Origin of the sequence: Streptomyces viridosporus T7A (assembly GCF_008704515.1) — a bacterium.
GTDB lineage: Bacteria > Actinomycetota > Actinomycetes > Streptomycetales > Streptomycetaceae > Streptomyces > Streptomyces viridosporus.
On record NZ_CP023700.1, the window covers coordinates 660,552 to 683,231 of the forward strand.

General features: G+C 70.8%; 19 protein-coding genes and 4 pseudogenes. 14 read left to right on the forward strand and 9 right to left on the reverse strand.

Features of this window, described 5'->3' with window-relative positions:
• Positions 1-20: 20 nt before the first annotated feature.
• The 7 genes from hglS to CP969_RS03330 all read left to right on the forward strand — a co-directional run bounded on the left by hglS (position 21) and on the right by CP969_RS03330 (position 9,110).
• Entirely contained in the window at positions 21-1,412 is a 1,392-nt protein-coding gene (gene hglS / locus CP969_RS03300; protein ID WP_016827918.1) for a 2-oxoadipate dioxygenase/decarboxylase, read from the forward strand.
• A gap of 54 nt (positions 1,413-1,466) precedes the next feature.
• Complete coding sequence (locus CP969_RS03305; protein ID WP_016827917.1) at positions 1,467-4,373, forward strand: FAD-binding and (Fe-S)-binding domain-containing protein; 2,907 nt, start codon at positions 1,467-1,469, stop codon at positions 4,371-4,373.
• A 28-nt stretch (positions 4,374-4,401) separates the two neighbouring features.
• Positions 4,402-5,547 carry a Glu/Leu/Phe/Val family dehydrogenase gene (locus tag CP969_RS03310; RefSeq protein ID WP_004992866.1) on the forward strand — a complete coding sequence of 382 codons (1,146 nt, stop codon included), beginning with the start codon at positions 4,402-4,404 and terminating at the stop codon, positions 5,545-5,547.
• Between the two features lie 559 nt (positions 5,548-6,106).
• Positions 6,107-7,174, forward strand: a complete 1,068-nt coding sequence (locus CP969_RS03315; RefSeq protein WP_223887038.1) for a restriction endonuclease — start codon at positions 6,107-6,109, stop codon at positions 7,172-7,174.
• A 210-nt stretch (positions 7,175-7,384) separates the two neighbouring features.
• Positions 7,385-7,720: an ArsR/SmtB family transcription factor gene (locus tag CP969_RS03320; protein ID WP_016827915.1), complete on the forward strand. Its 336-nt coding sequence runs from the start codon at positions 7,385-7,387 to the stop codon at positions 7,718-7,720.
• Positions 7,720-8,478, forward strand: coding sequence for a cation efflux transmembrane domain-containing protein (locus CP969_RS03325; protein WP_016827914.1), 759 nt, complete (start codon positions 7,720-7,722; stop codon positions 8,476-8,478). Before CP969_RS03320 ends, CP969_RS03325 begins: the two co-directional genes overlap by 1 nt.
• Positions 8,475-9,110, forward strand: coding sequence for a methyltransferase family protein (locus CP969_RS03330; protein WP_016827913.1), 636 nt, complete (start codon positions 8,475-8,477; stop codon positions 9,108-9,110). Before CP969_RS03325 ends, CP969_RS03330 begins: the two co-directional genes overlap by 4 nt.
• Here CP969_RS03330 and CP969_RS03335 read toward each other — a convergent pair.
• Positions 9,100-9,489 (reverse strand): annotated as a pseudogene (locus CP969_RS03335) (transposase); the annotation flags it as partial. The gene CP969_RS03330 and the pseudogene CP969_RS03335 sit on opposite strands and share 11 nt — an antisense overlap.
• Positions 9,490-9,644: 155 nt before the next feature.
• Between CP969_RS03335 and CP969_RS03340 the strand changes: the two are divergent.
• Both CP969_RS03340 and CP969_RS03345 read left to right on the forward strand, forming a co-directional pair.
• Positions 9,645-11,015, forward strand: coding sequence for an MFS transporter (locus CP969_RS03340; RefSeq protein ID WP_016827911.1), 1,371 nt, complete (start codon positions 9,645-9,647; stop codon positions 11,013-11,015).
• A gap of 168 nt (positions 11,016-11,183) precedes the next feature.
• On the forward strand, positions 11,184-11,741 hold the full coding sequence (locus CP969_RS03345; RefSeq protein ID WP_016827910.1) for a MarR family winged helix-turn-helix transcriptional regulator: 558 nt from the start codon (positions 11,184-11,186) through the stop codon (positions 11,739-11,741).
• A 58-nt stretch (positions 11,742-11,799) separates the two neighbouring features.
• Here CP969_RS03345 and CP969_RS33695 read toward each other — a convergent pair.
• From CP969_RS33695 to CP969_RS03375, 6 genes and pseudogenes are all read right to left on the reverse strand, one after another.
• Positions 11,800-11,931: pseudogene (locus CP969_RS33695) on the reverse strand (IS6 family transposase); the annotation flags it as partial.
• Positions 11,932-11,995: 64 nt separating this feature from the next.
• Positions 11,996-13,348, reverse strand: coding sequence for an endonuclease domain-containing protein (locus CP969_RS03355; protein WP_026085471.1), 1,353 nt, complete (start codon positions 13,346-13,348; stop codon positions 11,996-11,998).
• 9 nt (positions 13,349-13,357) lie between these two features.
• A pseudogene (locus tag CP969_RS03360) lies at positions 13,358-13,465 on the reverse strand (4-hydroxy-2-oxovalerate aldolase); the annotation flags it as partial.
• 28 nt (positions 13,466-13,493) lie between these two features.
• Positions 13,494-13,877 carry a hypothetical protein gene (locus CP969_RS03365; RefSeq protein WP_026085470.1) on the reverse strand — a complete coding sequence of 128 codons (384 nt, stop codon included), beginning with the start codon at positions 13,875-13,877 and terminating at the stop codon, positions 13,494-13,496.
• 67 nt (positions 13,878-13,944) lie between these two features.
• Positions 13,945-14,340 (reverse strand): hypothetical protein, encoded by a 396-nt coding sequence (locus CP969_RS03370; RefSeq protein ID WP_016827906.1) that lies wholly within the window; start codon positions 14,338-14,340, stop codon positions 13,945-13,947.
• Positions 14,337-14,714, reverse strand: coding sequence for a hypothetical protein (locus tag CP969_RS03375; protein ID WP_223887039.1), 378 nt, complete (start codon positions 14,712-14,714; stop codon positions 14,337-14,339). The genes CP969_RS03370 and CP969_RS03375 overlap by 4 nt, the downstream gene beginning before the upstream one ends.
• 244 nt (positions 14,715-14,958) lie before the next feature.
• On the opposite strand from CP969_RS03375, the gene CP969_RS03380 reads away from it, so the two are divergent.
• From CP969_RS03380 to CP969_RS03390, 3 genes and pseudogenes are all read left to right on the forward strand, one after another.
• Positions 14,959-15,522, forward strand: coding sequence for a dihydrofolate reductase family protein (locus tag CP969_RS03380; RefSeq protein ID WP_016827904.1), 564 nt, complete (start codon positions 14,959-14,961; stop codon positions 15,520-15,522).
• A gap of 155 nt (positions 15,523-15,677) precedes the next feature.
• Positions 15,678-15,811: pseudogene (locus CP969_RS03385) on the forward strand (IS6 family transposase); the annotation flags it as partial.
• Between the two features lie 56 nt (positions 15,812-15,867).
• Entirely contained in the window at positions 15,868-16,605 is a 738-nt protein-coding gene (locus CP969_RS03390) for a VOC family protein (protein WP_004992834.1), read from the forward strand.
• A 246-nt stretch (positions 16,606-16,851) separates the two neighbouring features.
• Here CP969_RS03390 and CP969_RS03395 read toward each other — a convergent pair whose 3' ends face one another.
• Positions 16,852-18,393, reverse strand: a complete 1,542-nt coding sequence (locus CP969_RS03395; RefSeq protein ID WP_016827901.1) for a M28 family metallopeptidase — start codon at positions 18,391-18,393, stop codon at positions 16,852-16,854.
• A gap of 513 nt (positions 18,394-18,906) precedes the next feature.
• A complete protein-coding gene (locus CP969_RS03400; protein WP_016827900.1) occupies positions 18,907-19,821 on the reverse strand; it encodes an RNA repair domain-containing protein in 915 nt (304 codons plus the stop codon).
• An 823-nt stretch (positions 19,822-20,644) separates the two neighbouring features.
• On the opposite strand from CP969_RS03400, the gene CP969_RS03405 reads away from it, so the two are divergent.
• Positions 20,645-21,607, forward strand: coding sequence for a DUF4232 domain-containing protein (locus tag CP969_RS03405; protein WP_016827899.1), 963 nt, complete (start codon positions 20,645-20,647; stop codon positions 21,605-21,607).
• A gap of 475 nt (positions 21,608-22,082) precedes the next feature.
• Positions 22,083-22,514, forward strand: a complete 432-nt coding sequence (locus CP969_RS03410; protein ID WP_016827898.1) for an SRPBCC family protein — start codon at positions 22,083-22,085, stop codon at positions 22,512-22,514.
• Positions 22,515-22,680: the final 166 nt, after the last annotated feature.

Sequence of the window (22,680 nt, forward strand, 5' to 3'; positions counted from 1 at the left end):
ATGGAAAGGTGAAACCGTCGATGATCAGCCAGTGGCAGCTGCGCGCCGCATTCGCTGCGCGGCTCTCGGACATGTACGGGCGGGAGGTCCCCGCCTACACCACGCTCGTGGACGTCTCACGCGAGGTCAACGAGGACGTTCTGCGCACGCAGGGCGCCGATGCCGAACGGCTGGGTTCCATCGGCCGGGTGACTGCGGAACGCCACGGTGCCATCCGGGTCGGCACTCCGCAGGAGCTGCAGCAGGTGGCCCGCGTCTTCGGTGCCCTGGGCATGCACCCGGTCGGCTTCTACGACCTGCGCGAAGCCGCCGCCAGCGCGGTCCCGGTCGTCTCGACCGCCTTCCGGCCCATCGACGGCGAGGAGCTGGCGCGCAACCCCTTCCGCGTCTTCACCTCCCTGCTCACGCCCGCCGACCCGCGCTTCTTCGACGCCGACCTGCGCTCCCGTCTGGAGGCCTTCCTCGCCGGCCGCGAACTGTTCCCCCCCGAGCTGCTCGCCCTCGCGGACCGGGCCGAAGCGGAGCGGGGACTGCCCGAGGAGGACGCCGAGCGGTTCCTCCGACTCGCCGTGCAGGCCTTCGAGCTGTCCACCGAGCCCGTCGACAAGGCCTGGTACGAGACCTTGGAGCGGATCTCCGCCGTCGCCGCGGACATCGGCGGCGTACGCAGCACGCACATCAACCACCTCACCCCCCGCGTGCTGGACATCGACGAGCTCTACCGGCGCATGACCGCGCGCGGCATCGAGATGATCGACACGATTCAGGGCCCGCCGGCCTGGAAGGGACCCGACGTCCTGCTGCGCCAGACGTCTTTCCGTGCCCTGGCCGAGTCCCGCGCGATGCGTTCCCCGGACGGCACCGTCCTCAGCGGCGCCCTGCGGGTGCGCTTCGGTGAGGTCGAAGCCCGCGGCATCGCCCTCACCCGCGAGGGCCGCGCCCTCTACGACCACCTGCTCACCCTGGTCGACCAGCAGGCGGCCGCCCGTCCCGAAGCGGACCGGAGCGACCTCACCCGCGCCGTCTGGGAGCAGCACCTGCCGGCCACCGAGCAGGAGCTCATCGCCCGGGGCCTGGCCTGCTTCACCTACCAGGTGGTGCCCGACCGGCCGCGGGACGGAAACCGCCCGCCCGCCGGCATCGTCGACCTGGTGGAGCAGGGCTGGGTGCGTGCCGAGCCCATCGTCTACGAGGACTTCCTGCCCCGCTCCGCGGCCGGCATCTTCCAGTCCAACCTCAGCGGCGAGGGCTCGAGGAACAACGACCACGAGGGCATCGCCTACGACGCCGAGTGGCTCTCCGGTGCCATCGGCCGCGAGGTCCTGGATCCCTTCGCCCTGTACGAGCAGCAGCAGAACCACTCCCTCGCGCAGGTCGCCCGCGCGCTGGAACTCGACGGCACGCCCGGCTGACGCGTCCGGTCAGGGCACAGGGAGGACCGAAGTGAGCACGAAGGAGCGAGCACGGTGACCACGACAGCGCAGGGCCTCGGCCGCCTCGATGCGGCAGCGGTGACCGAGGCGCTCGGCCAAGGGGACTGCGGCGAGGTCGCCGGTGACGCCGGCCGCCGGGCACAGTACTCGGCCGACGCCTCCAACTACCGGCAGATCCCGCTGGCGGTGGTCTTCCCCCGCGAACGGCAGCACGTCCTCAACGCGCTCGCCGTGTGCCGCCGGCTGGGCGTGCCCGTCACCTGCCGGGGAGCGGGCACCAGCACCTCCGGACAGGCCGTCGGCTCCGGCGTGGTGCTCGACTTCTCCCGCGGCTTCAACCGGCTGCTCGCCCTGGACCCGCAGGCCCGTACCGCGACGGTGCAGCCGGGTGTCGTCCTGGACGACCTGCAGACGGCCGCCGCCGAGCACGGCCTGCTGTTCGGTCCCGATCCGTCCACCCACAGCCGCTGCACCGTCGGCGGCATGATCGGCAACAACGCGTGCGGCACCCATTCGGTGGCCTGGGGCCGCACCGCGGACAACGTCGTGGAACTCGAAGTGGTCACCTACCGCGGCACGGTGGTACGCCTCGGTGAGATGACCCAGGCCGAGATCGACGAGGCCATCGCCGCAGGTGGCGACCGGGGCCGGCTCATCGCCTCCCTGCACCGTCTCGCGCAGGGCAATCTGGCGACGCTGCGGACCGAGTTGGGGCGATTCCCGCGGCAGGTGTCGGGCTACGGGCTGGAGCACCTGCTGCCCGAGCACCGCTTCAACCTCGCCAAGGCCCTCGTCGGCAGCGAGGGCACGCTGGCGGTCATCCTCTCGGCGACCGTCCGTCTCGTCTCGCCGCCTCCCGCGCGGGCCCTGGTCGTTCTCGGCTTCCGGGACGCCTGCGCAGCGGCGGAGGCGGTACCCGCGCTGCTGGACCACCGGCTGCTGGCGCTGGAAGGGCTGGACCAGGCGCTGACCGACATCGTCACCCGGCCCGAGACCCGCGCGGCGATCGACACCCTGCCCGCCGCGCGGGCCTGGCTGTTCGCCGAACTCGGCGGCACCGCGGAGGAACTGCCCCGAAACGCCCGGGCTCTCACCAGCACCGCCGAACAGGCCGCCGGGTTCGTCGGCAGTGAGATCGTCACCGACACCGTGCGGGCCCGCCGGCTGTGGCGGATCCGCGAGGACGGGGCGGGCCTGGCCACTCGCCTGCCCGACGGCTCCGAGGCCTGGCCCGGCTGGGAGGACGCGGCGGTCCCGCCCGAGCAGCTCGGCTCCTACCTGCGCGAGTTCACCGGACTGCTGGAACGGCACCATCTGCGCGGGGCCGTCTACGGGCACTTCGGCGAGGGCTGCCTGCACGTTCGCATCAACTTCGACTTCACCACCGAGCGGGGCACCGCCGTCTTCCGGGCCTTCCTCACCGAGGCCGCCGAACTGATCGCCGCCCACGGCGGCTCCCTCTCCGGCGAGCACGGCGACGGCCAGGCCCGCTCCGAACTGCTGCCCGTGATGTACGGGCCCGAGGTCATCGCCCTGTTCGAGGAGTTCAAGAACATCTGGGACCCGGACAACGGCCTGAATCCCGGCATGATCGTGCACCCTCTGCCCCTGGACGGCAACCTCCGTGTCAGCCCGCATCGCACGCCGCTCCCCCTGGTCACCGTCTTCCCCTTCCACGCCGACGACGGCGACTTCGCCAAAGCCACCCGCCGCTGCGTCGGCGTGGGCAAGTGCCGTAGCGCCGCCCACCGCGGCGACGTCATGTGCCCCAGCTACCGGGTCACCCTGGACGAGAAGGACTCCACGCGCGGCCGTGCCCGGCTGCTGTACGAGATGACCCAGGGCGAAGTGATCACCGACGGCTGGCGGTCCACCGAAGTCCGCGACGCCCTCGACCTGTGCCTGTCCTGCAAGGGGTGCAGCGTCGACTGCCCGGTCGGCGTGGACGTGGCCACCTACAAGTCGGAGTTCCTGCACCATCACTACAAGGGACGCGTCCGGCCCGCCTCCCACTACACGATGGGCTGGCTGCCGCTGCTCTCCCGGCCGGCCGCCCGCATGCCGCGCTTGGTCAACGCGCTGACCGCATCCCGCCTCGCCCCGCTGATCAAACGTCTCGGCGGCATCGCCGCGGAGCGGGAGGTGCCGCGGTTCGCCGGGCAGACCTTCCTGTCCTGGTTCCGCGCCCGCACCCCCGGCGGCGACGGACACCGCGGCCCGGTCGTCCTGTGGGTCGACTCCTTCAACAACTATTTCAGCCCCGAGGTCCTCAAGGCCTCGGTGGCCGTGCTGGAGCACGCCGGCTTCCGCGTTCAGGTCCCCGACGGCACCCAGTGCTGCGGACTGACGTGGATCACCACCGGGCAGCTCGGCGTCGCCCGCCGCATCGCCCGGCGCACCGTCACCGCACTGGCGCCGACTGCACGCGCCGGGACGCCCGTCGTCGGCCTCGAGCCCAGCTGCACCGCGGCCCTCAAGTCCGACCTGCCCGAACTCCTCGACGGCGACGCCGACGCCCGAACCCTGGCCCGGTCCACCGTCACCCTCGCCGAACTCCTCGTCCACCACGCACCCGACTGGCAACCCCCGCGCGTCGAAGCCCGATCGATCAGCCAGACCCACTGCCACCAGCACGCCACCTCGGGCTTCAGCGCCGACAGCACCTTGTTGCACGCCATGGGTGTCGACAACAACAGCCTGGATTCCGGTTGCTGCGGGCTGGCCGGCAACTTCGGTTTCGAGCGCGGCCACTACGAGGTCTCCGTCGCCGCCGGCGAGCAGGTCCTGCTCCCCGCCGTACGGGCAGCGGCGCACGACACCGTCATCCTCGCCGACGGTTTCAGTTGCCGTACCCAGATCGCCCAGCAGACCGACCGCCGCGGCACCCACCTGGCCGAGCTGGTCGCCCGCGCACTCCCCGCCCACCGTCCCAGCGCCTGACTCTCACCCGAGACAAGGAACCACATCCGTGACTGACGCACTCTCCCTCGTCGACGACTGGGGACCCGAGAAGATCGTTGTCGTTTCCCACCGGCGCACCGGTATGAAGGGCGTGCTGGTCATCGACAACACCGCCCGCGGCGTGGGCAAGGGCGGCACCCGCATGAGCCCTCACGTGACCGTCGGCGAGGTGGCCCGCCTGGCGCGTGTCATGACGTGGAAATGGGCGAGCGTCGACCTCTTCTACGGCGGCGCGAAGGCCGGCATCGTCGCCGATCCGACGTCCCCCGACAAGGAAGCCGTCCTGCGGGCCTTCGCCCGTGCCCTGTCCAACGAGGTGCCCCGCGAGTACGTGATGGGGCTGGACATGGGCCTGACCGAGAACGACGCGGCCGTCATCCAGGATGAGCTCGGTGACCGGGGCGCCGCGGTCGGCACCCCGGAACACCTCGGCGGTGTCGCCTACGACAAGCTCGGTGTCACCGGCTACGGCGTCGCCGAGGCGACCGACGCCGCCGCCCGGTACCTGGGCCTGCCCCTCGGTGGTTCCAGGGTCGCCCTTCAGGGCTTCGGCGCCGTGGGTCACGCGGCAGCCGCGCGGTTCGCCGAGCTCGGTGCCACCGTCGTCGCCGTGTCCACCGCCAAGGGCGCGCTCCATGAGCCCAACGGCCTGGACGTGCAGGCCCTGCTCGCCGCCCGCGAGGAGCACGGCGACGACTTCGTGAACCGGCACCCCGAGGGGACCGTCCTTCCTGCCGGCCAGGAGCTCACCGTCGACTGCGACGTCCTGGTGCCCGCCGCCCTGCAAGACGTCATCAGCGACGAGACCGCCCACCGGATCAAGGCCAAACTCGTCGTGGAAGGTGCGAACCTGCCCACGTCTCCGCAAGCCCAGGAAATCCTCGCGCAGCGCGGCATCGCCGTCCTGCCCGACTTCGTCGCCAACGCGGGCGGCGTCGTCGCCGCCGCGTTCGCGATGGACGCCCGGTACTCCGGGTTCCGCCCCCACACCCCGACCATCTTCCAGACGATCTCCGACCGACTGCGCGCCAACGCCGTCGTCGTCATGGAGGAGGCGAAGCACCGCGGCACGACCCCGCACATCGCCGGCCGCGGCCTCGCCGAGGAACGCGTCCGCACCGCGATGCAGAGCAAGGGACGTGTCCCCCGCTGAACGCGCGGGCCCCGCGCGCCGAACGGCGCCCCGCGCCTCGCAGGTGTCCCGGCATTCCGGAATCTGCCGGACGACCTCCTCGAAAGCTCGGGCATCGCCCTGGAGGTGACCGTCGCGGGGTTCAGGGGTGACGTGTGGACGCGTCTGTCCCCCCGCCGGGATTTTCCCTCGCCAGGCGCAGGGCGAGGGCGCGGATGGAGCGCACGGCCCGTGATCGGTCCGGGCACTTCGGCCCGGACCGGTCGGCGTGAGCGGCCGGGGCGGCCGGCAGCGGGCGGGATGCCGTCGACCAGGGCAAGGGTCCGGGTGACGTCGTCGACGTCGGCAGCAGTACCGGCCCCGCCCGATCAGGGCACTTCGACAAGAGCAGGACCGTGTCACGAGCTCTGTGGAACCGGTGAGAGCGCTGTTAATCTCCGGCTGGGGAGAAGTGACCGACCAGCACGGTGCACGGGGGGTGGGACGGATGGCCAGATTGGCATGTCCGTTGTGCAGGCAGCAGGTCCTGGCGACGCGGCAGGGACTGGCCCGGCATGAGCGGGTGGGTGGTGGGCAGTGCTTGCCGGCTGAGCGCATCCCGATGAACGTCCCGGCTTTCGGCTGCTTGGCGGTGGTGGCCGGCGTGGTGGTGGGAGCGATCTTCACCTCGTGGACGGTGTTCTGGGTGTTCCTGCTCGTCGCGCTGGCCGTGATCGCCTTCATGGCCGGCACTCCTGCGGCCCGGGTTGCGGCCGCGGACCAGCGCGCGATCGAGGCGGTACAGCGGGATGCCGCACCTGCAGCAGCACCGGTGAAGCCACCGGTGCGGGACATCGAGCAGGAAGCGAAGCAGCTGTTGGAGGAGCTGCCGCCGCTGGGATCGACGGTCGAGGACGCGATTGCCGCCTGCATGAAACGGCTGCGCCACCGGGACCCGCAGCCGCTCACGGTGCGCTTCACCAAGCTGGCCCGTACCCATGTCGCCGCCGACGAGCGGATTCTCGGGCTGATCGTCCAGGAGGCGAGCACTCCCCGCGGCGTTCCGCTGCTGGCCATCATCACGGACAAAGCACTGGTGGTGAAGGACCGGGGCGTGGCCTACCGTGATGACGACGTGGGGGTCCACTCCGGCGAAGGTGGCTTCGTTCGCTCCGGCGAGCGCTTGTTCTTCTTCAGCTACCACACTGGGCTGGAGACCGCGGTGGCAGCCCGCACGCTCGCCGCCTCTTCCCGCCGTGCGGTCGCCGTGCCCTCCAGTCGGCCGCCGGAGCGGCTCATCCGCGAGGCCCGCGACGCCGAACTGATCGCCGTGGAGTGGATGCGCTACCTCGGCTTCGATGACGCAGTGGCCACCCCCGTCGGCGCGGACGGCGGTGTCGACGTGGTCAGTACCCGCGCTGTGGCCCAGGTCAAGATGGAAGGCAAGCCCACGGGCCGACCCGTGGTGCAGCAGTTGCACGGTGTTGCCGTCCACGAGGACAAGACCGGCGTCTTCTTCTCCCTGGCCGGCTACACCCCCCACGCCCGTAACTGGGCCCAGACCAGCGGGACAGCCCTGTTCCGCTTCGACTACCAGGGCGCGGCCGAGCCCGTAAACGCGGTCGCCCATGAGCTGCTGGCCGCAGCCGACGCCCGTGCCCAGCAGTGACTCACCCGTCCTGTGCGGACGACGCCCTCGGCCCAGGCGCACAGGCGTGCAGGCGTACAGGGGACTGATGGAGGCAGTTCCGTTTGGATCAGTCGGTTGTCGGCCCAGGTGTGCCGTTGGCTGAGACGCCGACGGGCGAGCGGTCAGGACCGCCGACAGAACACATAGTTCAGGCTTTCCTGAATTCATGAATCTCTGTATTGTCGGGGCATGTTGTCCATCGCCGCCGACATCGACGCGCTGGCCCGTTTCGGCCGCGCGCTCGCCGATCCGATCCGTTGCCGCATCCTTCTCGCCCTGCGCGAGGCTCCCGCCCACCCGGCCGACCTGGCCGAGGAACTGGAGATCTCGCGCACCAGGCTGTCGAACCACCTCGCCTGTCTGCGCGACTGCGGAATCGTCGTCGCCGTCCCCGAAGGCCGGCGGGTGAGGTACGAACTGGCCGACTCCCGCCTCGGTCATGCCCTGGACGACCTGCGTGGCGCGGTCCTGGCCGTCGAAGCCGACCGCACCTGCCCGGACGCCGAGCAGGAGGGCTGCTGCTGATGGCCACGGCGATACCCCTCGGCCCGGCCCCGGAGCGCCGCGCCCGCCTGGCCGGCCGTATACGGCTGCTGGTCGCCGCCACCATCACCTACAACGTCATCGAGGCGATCGTCGCGATCACCGCGGGCACCCTCGCCTCCTCGACGGCCCTGATCGGCTTCGGTCTGGACTCCGTCGTCGAGGTTTCCTCCGCCGCAGCCGTCGCCTGGCAGTTCTCCGCCGGCGACGACGCCGTACGCGAGGCCCGCGAGAAGACCGCGCTGCGCATCATCGCCTTCTCCTTCCTCGCGCTCGCCGCCTACGTCACCGTCGACTCCGTACGGGCCCTGACCGGTACGGGCGAGGCCGAGCACTCCACTGCCGGTATCGTGCTCGCCGCTCTGTCGCTGGCGATCATGCCGTTCCTGTCCGGTGCCCAACGCCGCGCCGGGCGCGAGCTGGGCTCGGCCTCAGCTGTCGCGGACTCCCGGCAGACGCTGCTGTGCACGTACCTCTCAGCCGTCTTGCTGGTCGGTCTGCTCGCCAACTCCTTGCTCGGATGGTCCTGGGCCGACCCGATCGCGGCCCTGGTGATCGCCGCCGTGGCGGTCAAGGAGGGCCGGGAGGCATGGCGCGGCGACAACTGCTGCGCGGTGCCGACCGGCGCTCCCCCGGAGGCCGGACCCGACGGCACCGGCCAGCGTACGGGCGCCGAGGAATGCGGCCGCGGTCCGGGATGCACCTGTTGCGACACACCGAAGGAGGCGAGCAGCCGATGACCGGTTGGGCTTGGGCGGCACTCGGCATGTACGCGGTATGGCTGATGGCCGCTTTCGGCGTCCGTGCGCTGGTCCAGCGCCGCCGGACCGGCGACGCCGGTTTCCGGGGCCTGTCCGGCAGTCCTGGATCAGCGGCCTGGTGGGCCGGCGTGCTGTTCGTGGTCGCGCTGCTCGGCGCCGTCGCCGCACCCGTTGCGACCCTGGTCGGTCTACCGGTCCTCGCCGAAGGTGCTCCGGCGGTGTACGGCATCGGTGCGGCCATCACCGTCCTCGGCATCATCGGCACGCTGGTCGCGCAGAAGGCGATGGGTGCCTCCTGGCGGGTCGGTGTGGACACCGACGAGCGCACCGCGCTCGTCATGAGCGGTCCCTTCGCCCACGTGCGCAACCCGATCTTCACCGCCATGGTCACCACCGGTCTCGGACTGGCGCTCATGGTGCCCAACGTCCTCGCGTCGGCCGCCCTCGTGGCACTGATCGTCGCCGTGGAACTGCAGGTGCGGGTCGTCGAGGAGCCCTATCTGCGCCGTACCCACGGCGAGACCTATCTCTCCTACGGCAGCCGGAGCGGGCGCTTCCTCCCGGGCATCGGGTACATCAGTTCGGAGACCGAAGGCCCCTCCAGCAGGTGAACGGATACAGCTCCCGGCCGATCAACGCCCGCCCCCGGTCGGAGCCGTGGGCGAGGAGCACCTCCAACTGACAGGTGCCGCTCTTCCCGGAGGTGCCGGTGTACTGCTGCCGCACCCCGGCCGAGCGGACGCCCTCCTTGAGGAACCCGGCCTCATCCACGGCCAACTCACCGCCCCCGGTGCCGAGGTGCTCCAGCACCAAGCCGCGAACCTCGTCCCGCACCGCGCCCGCGTCCCGGTCGGCCCGGTCCAGCAGCCGCTGCATGCCGTCCGGGCACCCCTCGCCGGCCTGTTCGGTCAGCGTCCAGCCGCTCTTGCGCTCCAGCGGTGCGAGCAACCCGCGCAGGTACCGCCGTGCCCGCTCGCGTGACTCCGACCTGCCCTGAAACGGATCTGCGCAAGACTCGGGGCGACGACGCGGAAGTGTGGCTCTTCCCGCCATATGTTTAAGTGCTAAGTTACCGATCTCTTGGGTACGCCACCTAGGGTCGCGGCGACCCTGCTGACTGCCGCACTGCGCGCGGAAGGATTCCCATGACGACCGTGGCCAAGGAAAAAAGCCTGGGCCTGGGCTCCATTGCCGCGAGACTCGAACGGTTGCCGCACTCGCGGTGGCACGTCAAGGTCCGCTTCCTGATCGGCGCCGTCACCTTCTTCGAGGGGTTCGACCTCCTGCTCGCCGCCTCCGCACTGCCCGTCCTGACCGAGCAGTGGAACCTCTCCACCGGCCAGGCGACCTTCGCCGTCACCGCCGCCTCGGTCGGCATGCTGTTCGGCGCGTTCGGCGCCGGCTGGCTCGGCGACGAGATCGGCCGGGTGCGCACCGTCGCCCTCGGCGTGCTGATCACCGGTCTCGCCAGCATCGCGGTGGCCTGCTCCGTCAACATCGAGATGTTCGCCGGCTTCCGCTTCGTCCAGGGCATCGGCATCGGCGGTGTGGTGCCCATCGCCGCCACCTACATCAACGAGATCGCCCGCTCCGACAACCGCGGCAAGCTGGTGCTGCTCTACGAGTTGATCTTCCCCGCCGGTCTCTCGGCGGCCTCCCTGACCGCCGTCTGGGTCGTTCCCCACCTCGGCTGGCAGGCGATGTTCCTGATCGGCGGCCTGCCGGTGCTGCTGGCGCTGTTCCTGGTCCGCATGGTGCCCGAGTCGCCGCGCTGGCTGGCCTCCCATGGGCGCCTGGAGGAAGCCGAGGAGGTCATCACCAAGATCGAGGCCGAGGTCCAGGCCTCGGCCAAGGAGCCGCTGCCCAAGCCTTCCCTGGAGATCCCGGCCGAGGAGTCCCGCGGCCGTCTGCGCGAGATCTTCCAGGGTCGCTACCTGCGCCGCACCGTCATCCTGTCGACCATGTGGTTCGTGGCCTACTACGTGAACCACGGCATCATCACCTGGCTGCCGTCGCTCTACACCAGGCAGTTCGGGCTGGACCTCACCACCGCGCTGATCTACTCCCTGGTCAGCAACGCCACCGGTCTGCTGGGCACGCTGATCGCCGCGCTGGTGGTCGATCGCATCGGCCGCAAACCGCTGCTGCTCACCGCGCTGATCGGCACCACGGCCGCGCTGGCCGCGCTCGCTGTGGCCGGCGCCACCTCCGGCGGTCAGGTCGCGCTCTTCGCCTCCTGCACCACCTTCTTCGTCTTCGTCATCAACGCCTCGCTCTACCTCTACTCGCCGGAGCTGTACCCGACGCGCAACCGCGCCAAGGGCGCCGCGTTCGGCGGTGTGTGGAACCGCCTCGGTGTGATCCTCGGCCCGATCACGGTCGGCGCGATCATCGCCTCCGGAGCGAGCCTCAACGTCATCTTCATCCAGCTGGCGGTCGTCGCCGCGGTGGGCGCGATCGTCGCCTGCTTCGCAGTGGAGACCAAGGGCAGGACGCTCGAGGAACTCAACGCCTGACGGCTGCCGCGCGCACCCCGCAGTCCGCCGTTTCTCTCCCCCGACGGCAGGAGGGCCGGAGGTCCCCGATTTCCGGGGCCGTCCGGCCCTTCTCACATCCGGGCACCCGCCCGGAACCATTGAGGAAGTAGTTTCTCACCCGTAAGGAATTGCCAGGAGGATACCGCCGTGGTCGGCAGGGTTCAGAACAGCACGGACGCCGACGCGGTGTCGCGCATCATCGAGGAGTGGCACCGGCAGCGGCCGGATCTCGACCCGTCCCCCATCGAAGTGCTGGGACGCCTGCACCGGTCCTTCCTTCTGTACCAGTCGCGGACGAGCAAACCGGTGGCCGCGGCGGGGCTGTCGCTGGCCGGGTTCGATGTCTTGGCTGCGCTGCGGCGGTCCGGGGAACCGTACCGTCTGACGGCGGGTGAGCTGGCGGCGACAAGCCTGATCTCGTCCGCCGGCGTGACGCTGCGACTGGACCGGCTGGAGGGCGACGGGCTGATCGTCCGGGAACGGGACGTGAGGGACCGCCGGGTGGTGCACTGCCGGCTCACCCCGGCAGGGCTCAAGCTGATCGACACCCTGCTCGCGGAGTACCTGGAGAACGAACGGTCCATGCTGGCGGGGCTGAAGCCGAAGGAGCGGGTGCAACTGGCCGCACTGCTGCAGAAGCTGGAGCGCAGCTTGGGATCGACGGCGGACTCCACGGCGGGTGCCGTCACCTTGGTGGGGTGTTGAGCGGTTGAGGGCGCGTCAGGGCCGTGGAGGGGGCGGGCGGGGGCCCGGGTCCCCCTGCGGTGGGCACGGCGGCAGCGCCGATGCTCTGGTCCCGGATCGCGAAGCGGAGGGTCATCCCGGCGCGGTGGTCGGGGGCGGTCATCCGGTGTCGGCGTGGCCGGAAGTGGGGTGAGATGCCGCTGAACGCGGAATCGTGGCCCTCGTCACCTCGTCATCACCCGGCCGACGTTGGTGTCGGGTCCCTCGCTGTTCGCTCAGAAAAGCGCCAGGCCCTCACCGTTGGTGTCCGCGATGACTGGACGGAACCGGGTGGGGAGGCCGTCCAGGCGGTCGGGTCCGGCCTCAGCCGCCACGTCGGGGGCAGTCTCGGCCAGCCAGGTACGAAACCGCTCGGCGGCTTCGCGGTAGGGGACGTGCGCCAGGACACGGTGTTCGCCGGAGGGGCACAAGTCGACGGCGACAGTGAACTGGCAGGAACCGGGCGCATGGTGGCTGCCGGTCCAGGACACGCGCAGCGCACCGCAGGGTTTGCGCCCGCGGGAGCTACCGGGGTCGCGGTGGGTCGGGCGCAGTGATCGGCAGGCTATGTGGGCGGTCCATGCGGCGAGGTGGGGCAGCGGCAGGGTGGTGCGGGCGCGGCAGCCGGGGCAGCGGTGCCAGTGGCGGAGCCAGTCGGCGGTGTGGGTGTGGAAGAGACGTGTGTAGTGGTGGGCCACACGGATGTCGTTGCTGTAGAGGTGGTCGGGGCGTTCCTGTGTGTTGCAGGAGTGGCAGACGGGGGCGCGGACGTAGCCGTGTTCGTGGCAGTGGTCGAGTACGGCGGCGGGTGCGGTGCGGCAGACGGCGCAAATCCACCCGGCCACCTTGCGGGAGGTGCCGGGTTTCCTGCTGAGTACCGAGTACAGGTGGCCTTTCAGTTCCTCGTTGTACGGGCGCAGTGGGGTGGTCAGGCAGTCGGGACTCGTCGTCTGCCGGTCGTCGGCGGCTCGGGGCTGCCGGTGGTGGGTGGGCGGCTCGGTGACGGTCGTGCTTGCCTGGCGGGTCCGTGCGGCTCGCAGCCACCGCGTTTCGGTGTGCTCGGCCACGTCCAGCAGTCTAACCACAGCGCGTGGCAGCCACCATGTCCGCACCGTCCGGTCGCGGGTTTTCTCCACGAGCATCCGCCGCCAGTCGATCCCCGCCAGATGGTACGGCCGACCGTCCTCACCTCGTGCTGCCCGCTCGGGCTCGTCCGGTTCCTGCAGTTCCCGGGCGATGCGCCGGCGCCACCGCAGCGACGTTCCCTCGCTGTGCTCCTGCTTCGACCCGTCGCGGAACGGACCGATGCGCACCAGGTCCTGAGGGTCCATCTCCACCGCGTTCAGTTCCGCTGCCGCCCGGCGCACCTCGGTCTCCGGAACGCTCCACCGGCCGCCTCCTGCCTTCACCGTCGCCACCACACAGCCGCCGAGCAGGACGTAGCCCGCCTGGGCACGGGCAGGAGAGCGGGTGAACGCCGCAGAAGCCGTCGGCACAGCGCTGCCGGCCGTCAGGTCGGCCCACAGAGCGTCCGCGGCGCCCAGAGTGATCAGGCCGCCCGTACGGCCCGGGATGACAGGCTCTGACATACCGACAGGCTAACGGCCGGTCTTCGCAAGGCCGCCTGCGGCGATGTCGGTGATCATGTCCTCCCGGCCGCCGACCATCCCCCGGCGCCCGGCCTCCACCAGGATCGCGCGGGTGTCCGGGACGAGCCCGCGGGCTGTCGCATGGTCAACCCCAGTCGCCGTTGATCCACGCGAGCAGGCGGGCGCGCTTCTTGTAGGAGCAAGGAGCGTAGACAGCGCCGGACGTGGCGTACGTTTCGGGCCCGCCCCGCAGGTCGTGCCCGTAGTCGCTGGGGCCGTACTCGCCGTCGCGGCGACCGTCCATGTCGTCGGCCCAGTCGAGGAGACCGAAGTCGAAATTGAGGTTCTCGAGGTACCGGCTGGGATCGGCCGGTTCTATCGGTGCGGGACGGCCGCCCACCCCGGCGGTGAGCCCGTCCTCGAGGCAACCGTCGGAGCGCACGGGCTGGCCCAGCCACCACCCGGCCAGGAACACGGCGTACAGGGTGGTGGCGGCGCCGAGGCGGCGCGGGGTTATCCAGGCAGGCATCCGGGGAGTGTCGCACGAGGTGAGGCCGGCGCCCGCGTCGGCGGACACCCCGGGCCACACCACCTCTCTACCGCCAGTGGCCCTGGAACCACGCTCGCATGCGCGGGCGTTCGCTCGTGTCGTTGGTGCAGGCGACGGCGTAGGTGGTGACCGTGAACGCCTGGGACCACCTGGCGTCGGCGCCCCCAGGCGGGTGGTAGGGGGTTTTGTGGGCCGGGTCCGGCGTCGGGTCGAGCGGGAGGGGGGACATCGGGTCGTACCGTGACGGGTACGCCGTCGGCGTGGGGGTGGGGGTGGGGGGTGGTGCGGTTTCGTATTCCTCGGCGATCCGGTCGAGGGCGGCCTGGTCGACGTGGCATTCGGGGGTGACGGGCTGACCCAGGTACCAGCCCGCGACGAACACGCCGTAGAGCGCGGCGGCGGCGCCGAGGCGGCGCGGGGTGACCCACCGGGGGGCGTTCACCGGCGGCCCCCTTCCAGAACACGGGCGGCGTCCCGGAGCGCCTGGACAGCGGCTTCGGTGTCCTTGGCCCGACTGTCACGGATGAACCGGCAGGCGGTCGAGAGCGCCTCCTCCCGCAGGGCAGCCTCATTCCCCATGGTCGCGGAGTAGCCGGTGCACACACCGGGCAACGGGTCCCCGCTCATGGACTGGTTCCCGGTGTCGTGGCGGGGGCCGACCGAGTGCTCGACGACGATGTTGTCCGGGTCCGCACTGCCGCTCTGGTCGGCGGCGAGCGTGAACCCGGCGCCGAACCCGGCGGCGGTGAAGGCCGCCCCGATTCCGAGGGCGGCGCGGAGGCTGACCCGGCTCACATCGGGCGGTGTTGTGCTCATGTCGAAGGACCCTACCGGCAGCTGTGGACCTGTCTGCCGGTAAGCGTCTCCCTCGGCATACGGCCGGCGCGGATATTGCGGAGAACAGGCCGCGCGGGGCTCACTTGTCTCCCTCAGCGGCATCGTCGTCCGGAGCCGGCCGTAGGACATCCGGTGACACGGTCAAGGAGATCCCGCGAGTCGCGATGAGTCCTGCGGCGTCCGGCGGTCGTACTGTCGAGCCCGTTGTCGAGGAGGACTTCTGATGCGCAGCGTGACCTATTCGATGAACGTCTCACTGGACGGTTACATCGTCGGGCCGGACGGCGAATTCGACTGGACGGCGCCTGACGATGAGGTCTTTCGCTTCTGGATCGACGAAATCCGAGAGGTCGGCGTCCACCTGTTGGGACGACGGCTGTACGAGACGATGCTGTACTGGGAGACCGCCGACCAGGATCCCTCGCTCGACGACTCCACGCTCGAGTGGGCCGCGCTCTGGAAGCCGCTTCCCAAGGTGGTGTTCTCCACCACGCTGTCGGCGGTGCAGGGCCATGCCCGCCTGGCCTCCGGCGGCCTGACGGAGGAGATCGAGCGGTTGCGAGCCGAGCCCGGGAAGGGTGACATCGCGATCGGCGGTGCGACTCTCGCCGCCGAGGCGGCCGCGTCGGATTTGATCGACGAGTACCGGGCCGTGGTCCACCCGGTGCTGGTGGGCGGCGGCATTCCGTTCTTTCCCCGGCGCGAGCGCCGAGTGGATCTCGAACTCGTCGAGACCCGCACCTTCAGCTCGAGATTCGTCTACCTCCGCTATCGCGTGGCGCGTTAGCCGGCGCGCCCGTCAGTCGGACGGGTGTGGAGGGGCGGCTGCGGATCACGTGAAGGCGTGGTGGTACGGGACGGTCCACTCGTCGGGCAGCCGCGGGTAGAACGTGTTGACGACCGTTCCGGTGTCGGTCAAGAGGGCATCGGTACCCGACCGAAGTGATCTCCCCTGTGTGTGGCTGTACTTCCGCTTCCCGTTCGGCTTCCGCGAGGTGGAGGAGCCGGTGCCGCAGCGCGGCGTGATCGTCTCCCGGGAGACGGTCCGCCGCTGGTGCATGAAGTTCGGGCAGGCCCAGGAGAGCCCGAATTCGCGCGACTGCCCGATGGGGGGCCACCTAGGGTGTGCGGCATGACGCTGCAACTTGTTCAGGTGAACTTCAAGGCCCGGGACGACTCGGCTCTCGGCCGGTTCTGGGCGGAGGCGCTCGGCTGGGGTGTTTCCAGCGAAGGGCCCGGCGTCACCAACCTGGAACCCGTGGGCTTCGACTGGCCGGACCCGTCAGCCGTCTGCATCGACCTCGTCCGCGTCCCGGACCCGGAGACGGTGAAGTACCGCGTGCACATCGAGCTCGCCACCACCTCCGACGCCCATCAGGCGGAGTTGGTCGCACGTCTGAAGGAGCTCGGGGCGAAGCCCGCCGACGTGGGCCAGGGCGACGTGCCGTGGACGGTGATGGCCGACCCGGAGGGCAACGTGTTCAGTGTCCTGGAGCCCCGGGAGCTCTACCGGGACACCGGGCCGATGGCCGCCGTGGTCGTCGCCTGCGCCGACCCACGGGCCATGGTCCGGTTCTGGGGCGAGGCGATCGACTGGACCGTCCACGAACTGACCGACGACCGCGCTCTGCTGCGCTCCGCCAAGGGCGTCGGGCCGTACCTGGAGTTCCGCCGCACACCCGACGACGAGGTCGTATGGAACCGCGTCCATCTCGACGTGATGTCCGACCCCGTCGAGGACCAGGCGAGGGAGGTCGCCCGGCTCGAAGGCCTCGGCGCGATACGGACCGACGTGGGTCAGGGTGACGTCTCCTGGGTCGTCCTGGCCGACCCGGCGGGCAACGAGTTCTGCGTCCTCGGCCGGGGCTGACGCGGAACTCCGTCCGTCCCCTCATGGCGGTGCGGCAGTGCGCGGCGCCGGGCCCCGCCCCCCCCGGCCGCCGACTCCGCGGAGCACCTTGTGGTCTGATGCCCCGGACCTTCGGACTCCTCCTGGGGTTCGTCGAGGCACCCGCCAGGGCCTCCCTCCGTGAGGAACCCCGGCGGGTGCGTCTCCCGCCGCGGCAGCGAAGGGGAGGGCCGGACTGCCCGGCCCTCCCCTTGTGCGTGCCGGGAGTTACTCGGTGACCTCGTGGTCGTGGCCCTCGTGCAGGCCACCGCCGCTGCCCGCCGACCCCTCGGTGTTCCGCGGCGCCACCGGCTTGCTCAGAAGGCTGGTGTCCCAGGCGTACTGGCCCGCCGCGTTGGCGATGACGTCGATGTTGACGTCGAACGCCTTCATGTTGATGTTCTTCAGGTTGTCGCAAGCGGCGTGGTAGCAGGCGTCGTACGCGACACCGGCCTTGCCGCCGTACACCTTTGCCTGCTCGGCCGTCTTGACGCCCTCGGCACCGGTGAAGGTGCCGCCCGAGGGGATGCCCACCTCGATGAACGGCCCGTAGTCCGACCGGCCGGTGAAGTCGGTGCCCTCGTAGGGGGTGCCCCGCCTGTCCAGGTAGTCGGTGATCTGCCGCTCCAGCTGCGCCGAGCCCGCCGGGCCGGGGCCGGCACCGACCTGGTCGGAGTCGTCGCCGTCATAGACGAACTGGGCGTAGTTCGGTGAGGCGATCATGTCGAAGTTCAGGTACAGCTTGATCTTCGCGAGGTCCGCCGCCGAGAGGCTGTCGACGTACGCCTCCGAGCCCAGCAGGCCGAACTCCTCAGCCGACCACCAGGCGAAGCGCACCTTGTTCTTGGTCTTCTCGTGCGCGAGGTTCAGGGCCACCTCGAGGATGCCGGCGGAGCCGGAGCCGTTGTCGTTGATGCCCGGGCCGTCCGCCACCGAGTCCAGGTGGGCGCCGAACATCACCACGTTGTCGGCGGCGCCGCCCTTGGTCTCGGCGATCACGTTGTAGGTGCGCCGGGTCTCCGAGAAGGTGCGGATCTCCAGGTTGACGGTCACTGTGCCGGCGGCGGCCTTGGCCGCGAGCGCCTCGCCGTCCGCCTGCGTGATGCCGCCGGCCGGGATCTTGGCCACGGACGGGTCTCCCAGGGTGCCGTTGAGCGCGCCCTCGGTGTTGTTGTAGATGATCGCGCCGACCGCGCCCGCACCGGCGGCGATCTCCTGCTTCTCCGCGAAGGAGCAGCCGCCGCGCTTGATCAGCGCGATCTTGCCGGTGAACGTCTCGGAGGCGTAGTCGCCCGGCTCGCAGCCGGTGGTGTCGTCGACCGGCACCACCGCGACCGGGGCGGTGGTGCCGCCGACCGGGCTGTTGGCGGAGTACGTCATGGCGATCACCGGGACGTCCTGCTGCTGCGGCGACACCACCCGCAGGCTCTGCGCCAGCGTCTCGGTGAACGGGAAGTCGAACTCGTTCCGGGTCACCGAGTACCCGGCCTTCCGCAGCAGGCCTTCGACGTACTCGGCCGACTTCCGGTGCCCCTCCGACCCGGCCACCCGGTTGTTCCCGTTCCTGTCGGCGATCCGCTGGAACTGCGTCAGATGCTCGTGGGCATCCTTGGCGTCGCTCTTCTTGACGAGCTTCTTTGCGAGCTTGGCAGCCTCCTTGGCAGGGTCGCTGTGGGCGGAGGCGGTGCCCGATCCGATCAGCAGCAGCGGCGTTATGAGCCCTGCGACGGATACGGCGGCTACCGTGGTGCGGCGGTTCCGAGCGTTCAAAGCGCTTCCTTCCGGCGGTCCATGAGGAATGGGCGTAAAACCGAAAACAGGCAGAACGACGTGCAGCGGTACTCCGGGCAGGCAAGGATGGCTGGATCGCTCCGCCCCCTGCCACCGGCAAGGAGAAAGGTATCTGCTCCATAAATACTTGGTAATGGGTTGACGGGAATCTTCGGCGCCGACGCCGCCCGCGCGCACCGATCGGCCGTCGGCCCGGCGAAGTTGACTGGAAGCCACCGGTGCTGACCCGTGCCGCATCAGACAACGTTCGCCCTGGGGTGACGTGTCACCCGATTGCCGTGCCGGACGGGCGGACGGCTTCTCCGTCCTGTGCCCGGCCGTTCCCGCCTGGGCAGGGGCTCGTAAGGGGGCAAGAGGTGCCGGTGACCGGCCGGGCGAGGCACCGTCGGTCGCCGGGAGGGGCCGGCGCCGACGCATCTCCGGCAGGCGTCCGAACACTCCGCCCTTGCGATCCGAAGCCCTGGCGGCGCCCTGCCCGACCTGGCTACGGCCTCATCTGTCGGTGATCTGGGAGAGCCATGCCGTGTCCTCCGGGCCCGGCGCCTCGGGGCCGGGCCCGGGCAGTCGGCGGACCTCACCCGTTCGCAGGGCGATCGTGGCCCGTGGCCGCATCGGTCCGTCGCCGCTGCGGGAGAGCAGGACGAGTTCCCAGACTGTCGCCGTCATGGCGTCGAGCCGGGTGGCGCATTCGAGGGTGACTCGCCCCGGGTCCCGGGTCCGCCCCAGGGACAGATGGGGGACGAAAATCTTGGCGGGTCCACGACAACGTGGGAACCGCTGCTGCAGGAGGTGGTGCAGGTCCGCCCACGGCGCCCTGCCTGCTGCCGTCGGGTCGAGCCATACGGTGGAATACGCCCTGTGCCGGAAGGTGCGCACCCCGTCCAGTCGTGCGGTGAAGACCGGTGCGTCGGCCGTCGCCGCGGCAAGCAGCGGGGCGGCCCGCTCGAAGTGGGACTCCGGCACGAAGCCGAAGAGCACATTGACGTGCGGCGGCCACCGGTGGATCTGCGGATCGTGATCCCGGCGGATGTCCTGGAGCGGCGGCCACAGTTCCGCGGGCGGGATCCAGGCCACCGCCGTGCGGGCCGTCGGGGGCACGTCGAGGACGTCGGCGGGCTCTCCCCCGCCGGGGCTCGTGTCGAAGACCGGGTTCGCTTGCGGGGGCTGCACCCGGCCGGCACCCGACGCGTCGATGCGGTCCACGCCCGTGACCCGGTCCCAGACCAGCTCGCCGTCCGCCTCGATGAACACCACCCGGTGCCACGGGATGTCGCCCCCGGGCACGAAGGAGGGCAGCGGGATGCGCTCGAGGCCACCCCCGCGCTGGCGGATCCCCAGCACGAACCGGGCCGGATCGAACCGCGGGTCCCAGCGAACCCGGTGATAGATCTCGTCGCTGGTGCGCATCGCGCCTCCTCTCCCGCCTGCACACCTTCCCTTCCTCCAGGGTGCCGTCCGTCCTGTCCTCGACGGTTGTTCTCCCCGCGCCGTCCGGCATCAGGCGCGAGGGGCTGACCCGGTCGCGGTCACCTTCCGTGGGCCGATGCGCGAACCGCCGGTGTCACTGGGCCCACGCACCTTTTCGTTGATCGCCCGGCCGGGTGACGACGCAGGGATGAGACACGGAGTGGACCGGGGAGGCCCGGCTCGCAGCCGGGGCGGAGGCCGCCCGGTACCCGGAGACGGTCTTCACGCCCGGGGAGCGACTGGGGATGGTGTACGACGATCCGACAACGCCCGTCGTGGTCACGGGGATCGAAGAGGTGACCGCCAGGCGCATACCCAGCGGCCGCCTTGTCGTGGACGCGCCGTGGCATGGCGACGAAGTCCGGGACTACGAGCGTGGACTGCCGACGAGGCCTCCACGGGAGCCGGCGGTGCGGATTCCCCCGGACACCTACCGGATGGGGATGGCGCGGAGTCGGGCGGCGTCGTCTGGTTGGGCCGCACCAAGACCGGAGACGTGGCCACAATCGTTGTAACCAGCGGCGTGCCTGGTGCCAGAGCGTGACGCGGCGACCACCGAGCTCGGAACTCGCCGAACTTCCCCACTCGCTTGCGGGCTTGATCAAGGGAGGCGAGGAGCGTCCCCGGTCGTTTCCAAGAATCGGCCCACCGCCGGTGACCGCTCCTGGAGCTGCGTCTCCCCGCCCCCGCTTGTTACACCCCTGTGGCCGGAACTATGGCCTCCGCCACACGCGCAGGGTGCACACCTTGATGTGATGACCGGATGCGCAGACCCGCTCCCCTCCGTCCGGCGCTCGCCGCGACCGCCCCCTTCCTGTCGGCTCTCGCCGCGACCGCTCTGCTGCTCACGGCCTGCGGGACGGAGCGCCCGGGTGCCGGGGGCACCGGCGCCGACGCGGCCGCGTCGCAGGACGGCACGCGGATCGACGATCCGGGCAAGGACGGCGTGCGGATCACCTCGCTGACCCTCCCGTCGGCCTCGCCCTCGCCCACCCGCAGCCACTCCGTCTCCGCCGAAAGGCTCACCACCGGCTCGGACTCGGGGGTCCTTGCCGCCTACGAGGTCACCAACGAGGGCGCCGAGGCCCTGACCTACTCGGTCGTCTTCACCTTCATGAGCGGTGACGGCGGGGCCGTGACCAACCGGACCGAGACCGTACGCGACGTCGGCCCCGGACAGACCGTGCGGGGCACGGTCCGGGCCGGAGAGCTGCCGCCCACCGCGCCGCGGGTGACGCAGGTCGAGGTGCTCGAAGTGACCAAGGTCCCCGCGGGCGAGGCACCGGCCGGACCGGGCACGTGCCCCGCCTCCGGGGTCCGGATCAGCGCCGACGAGGGCAACGCGGCCATGGGGCTGCGCGTCGTGAGCCTGCACCTCGACAACTGCGGCACGCGCACCTACACCGTCGAGGGCTACCCGCTGCTGGAACTCCTGGACGACGGCCTCGAGCCCGTCGACGGCGTCGAGATCCTCGACGGCAGCGGCGAGATCACCACCGGCGCCGGGCCCGACGAGCAGCCCCGGCCCGTCACGCTCGAGCCGGGCGAGTCGGCGACCGCCGGCCTGGTCTGGCGCAACACCACCGAGTTCGGTACGCCGGTGAACGTGCCCCACGTACGGGTCCGGGCGAAGGAAGGCGCCGACCCGGTGACGGTGACCCCGCACCTCGACCTCGGAACCACCGGAAAGCTCGGGGTCAGACCGTGGGAGAAAGCGGAACGCTAGGCCGCGTCCGATGGGCCGGCGTGGCCCTCGACGCTTCGAGCGGGGTCCCGCCCCGCGACGGCGCGGGGCGGTGTTCGGTGTTCCACCACAGCGCCAGGTCCCGTGGGATCGCCCGGTGCGAAGTCGGGAGCGACGGAGACGGCCTCGTCGACAACGGCATCAAGGGGCGGGCGGTGCCCGCCGGCTTCCCACCTCAACCACGGGACTACGCCCTCTTCGCCCGCCGACGCGGTACGGGCCCGACAACCGAGTTGCACGACCGACTGCGGAACGCCGTGTCCGCCGGGCGGAGGGCCGAAGCCCGGAGCCGGGCGCGGGTCGGGCGGGCCGAGGAGCCTCGGCACGATGCCGGCCTCCTCGACCGGTCACCTGATGTTCCTCAGGCCCGTCCCGTGTTCCGGCCGACCGGCCGGTGCCGACGCACACTGGAAGCAGAGGGCCACACACGCACATGAGCCGGACATGGAGGTGGGCCATGAGCACCCTCGAACAACACATCGACGTCGGAGTCCCGATCGGCAAGGCATGGGACAGCCTCCACCGGGTGGAGAACTACCCGCGCTTCGTGGACGGACTGCGAAACGCCCGTACGCAGGCAGAAGGCCGAGCACACCTCGGCATCGAGGCCGGCGGCCGGTCCCGGGAGTTCGAGGCCGAAGTCTCCGACCGCGAGGCGGAACGCGTGATGGAGTGGCACACCACCGGCGCCCCCAACCTGACGGGTTCCTTCTCTCTGCAGCCGATCGACGAAAGCCACACCCGGATCCAGGCACGGCTCGAGTACGAGCCCGGCACCATCAGGGACACCTTCGGCGGGCCGAAGGGCTTCGCCCAGGCGAACGCCATAGAACGCCTCGTCCGCAGCGACCTCGAGCACTTCAAGGAGTACGTGGAACAGGAACGGTGATCAGTCGGAAGGACCCCGCTGCGGCACCACCGGGACGCGGCACCACCCAGCCCATGACCATCAGGGCGGCCGGAGGCGTTGTTGCGATGTCCCGGCCTCGCGTCAGTGGACCCACCATGGGACATACCGCGTCGTGGCAATGAGCTCCGGCGCCCGTGTCACCCTC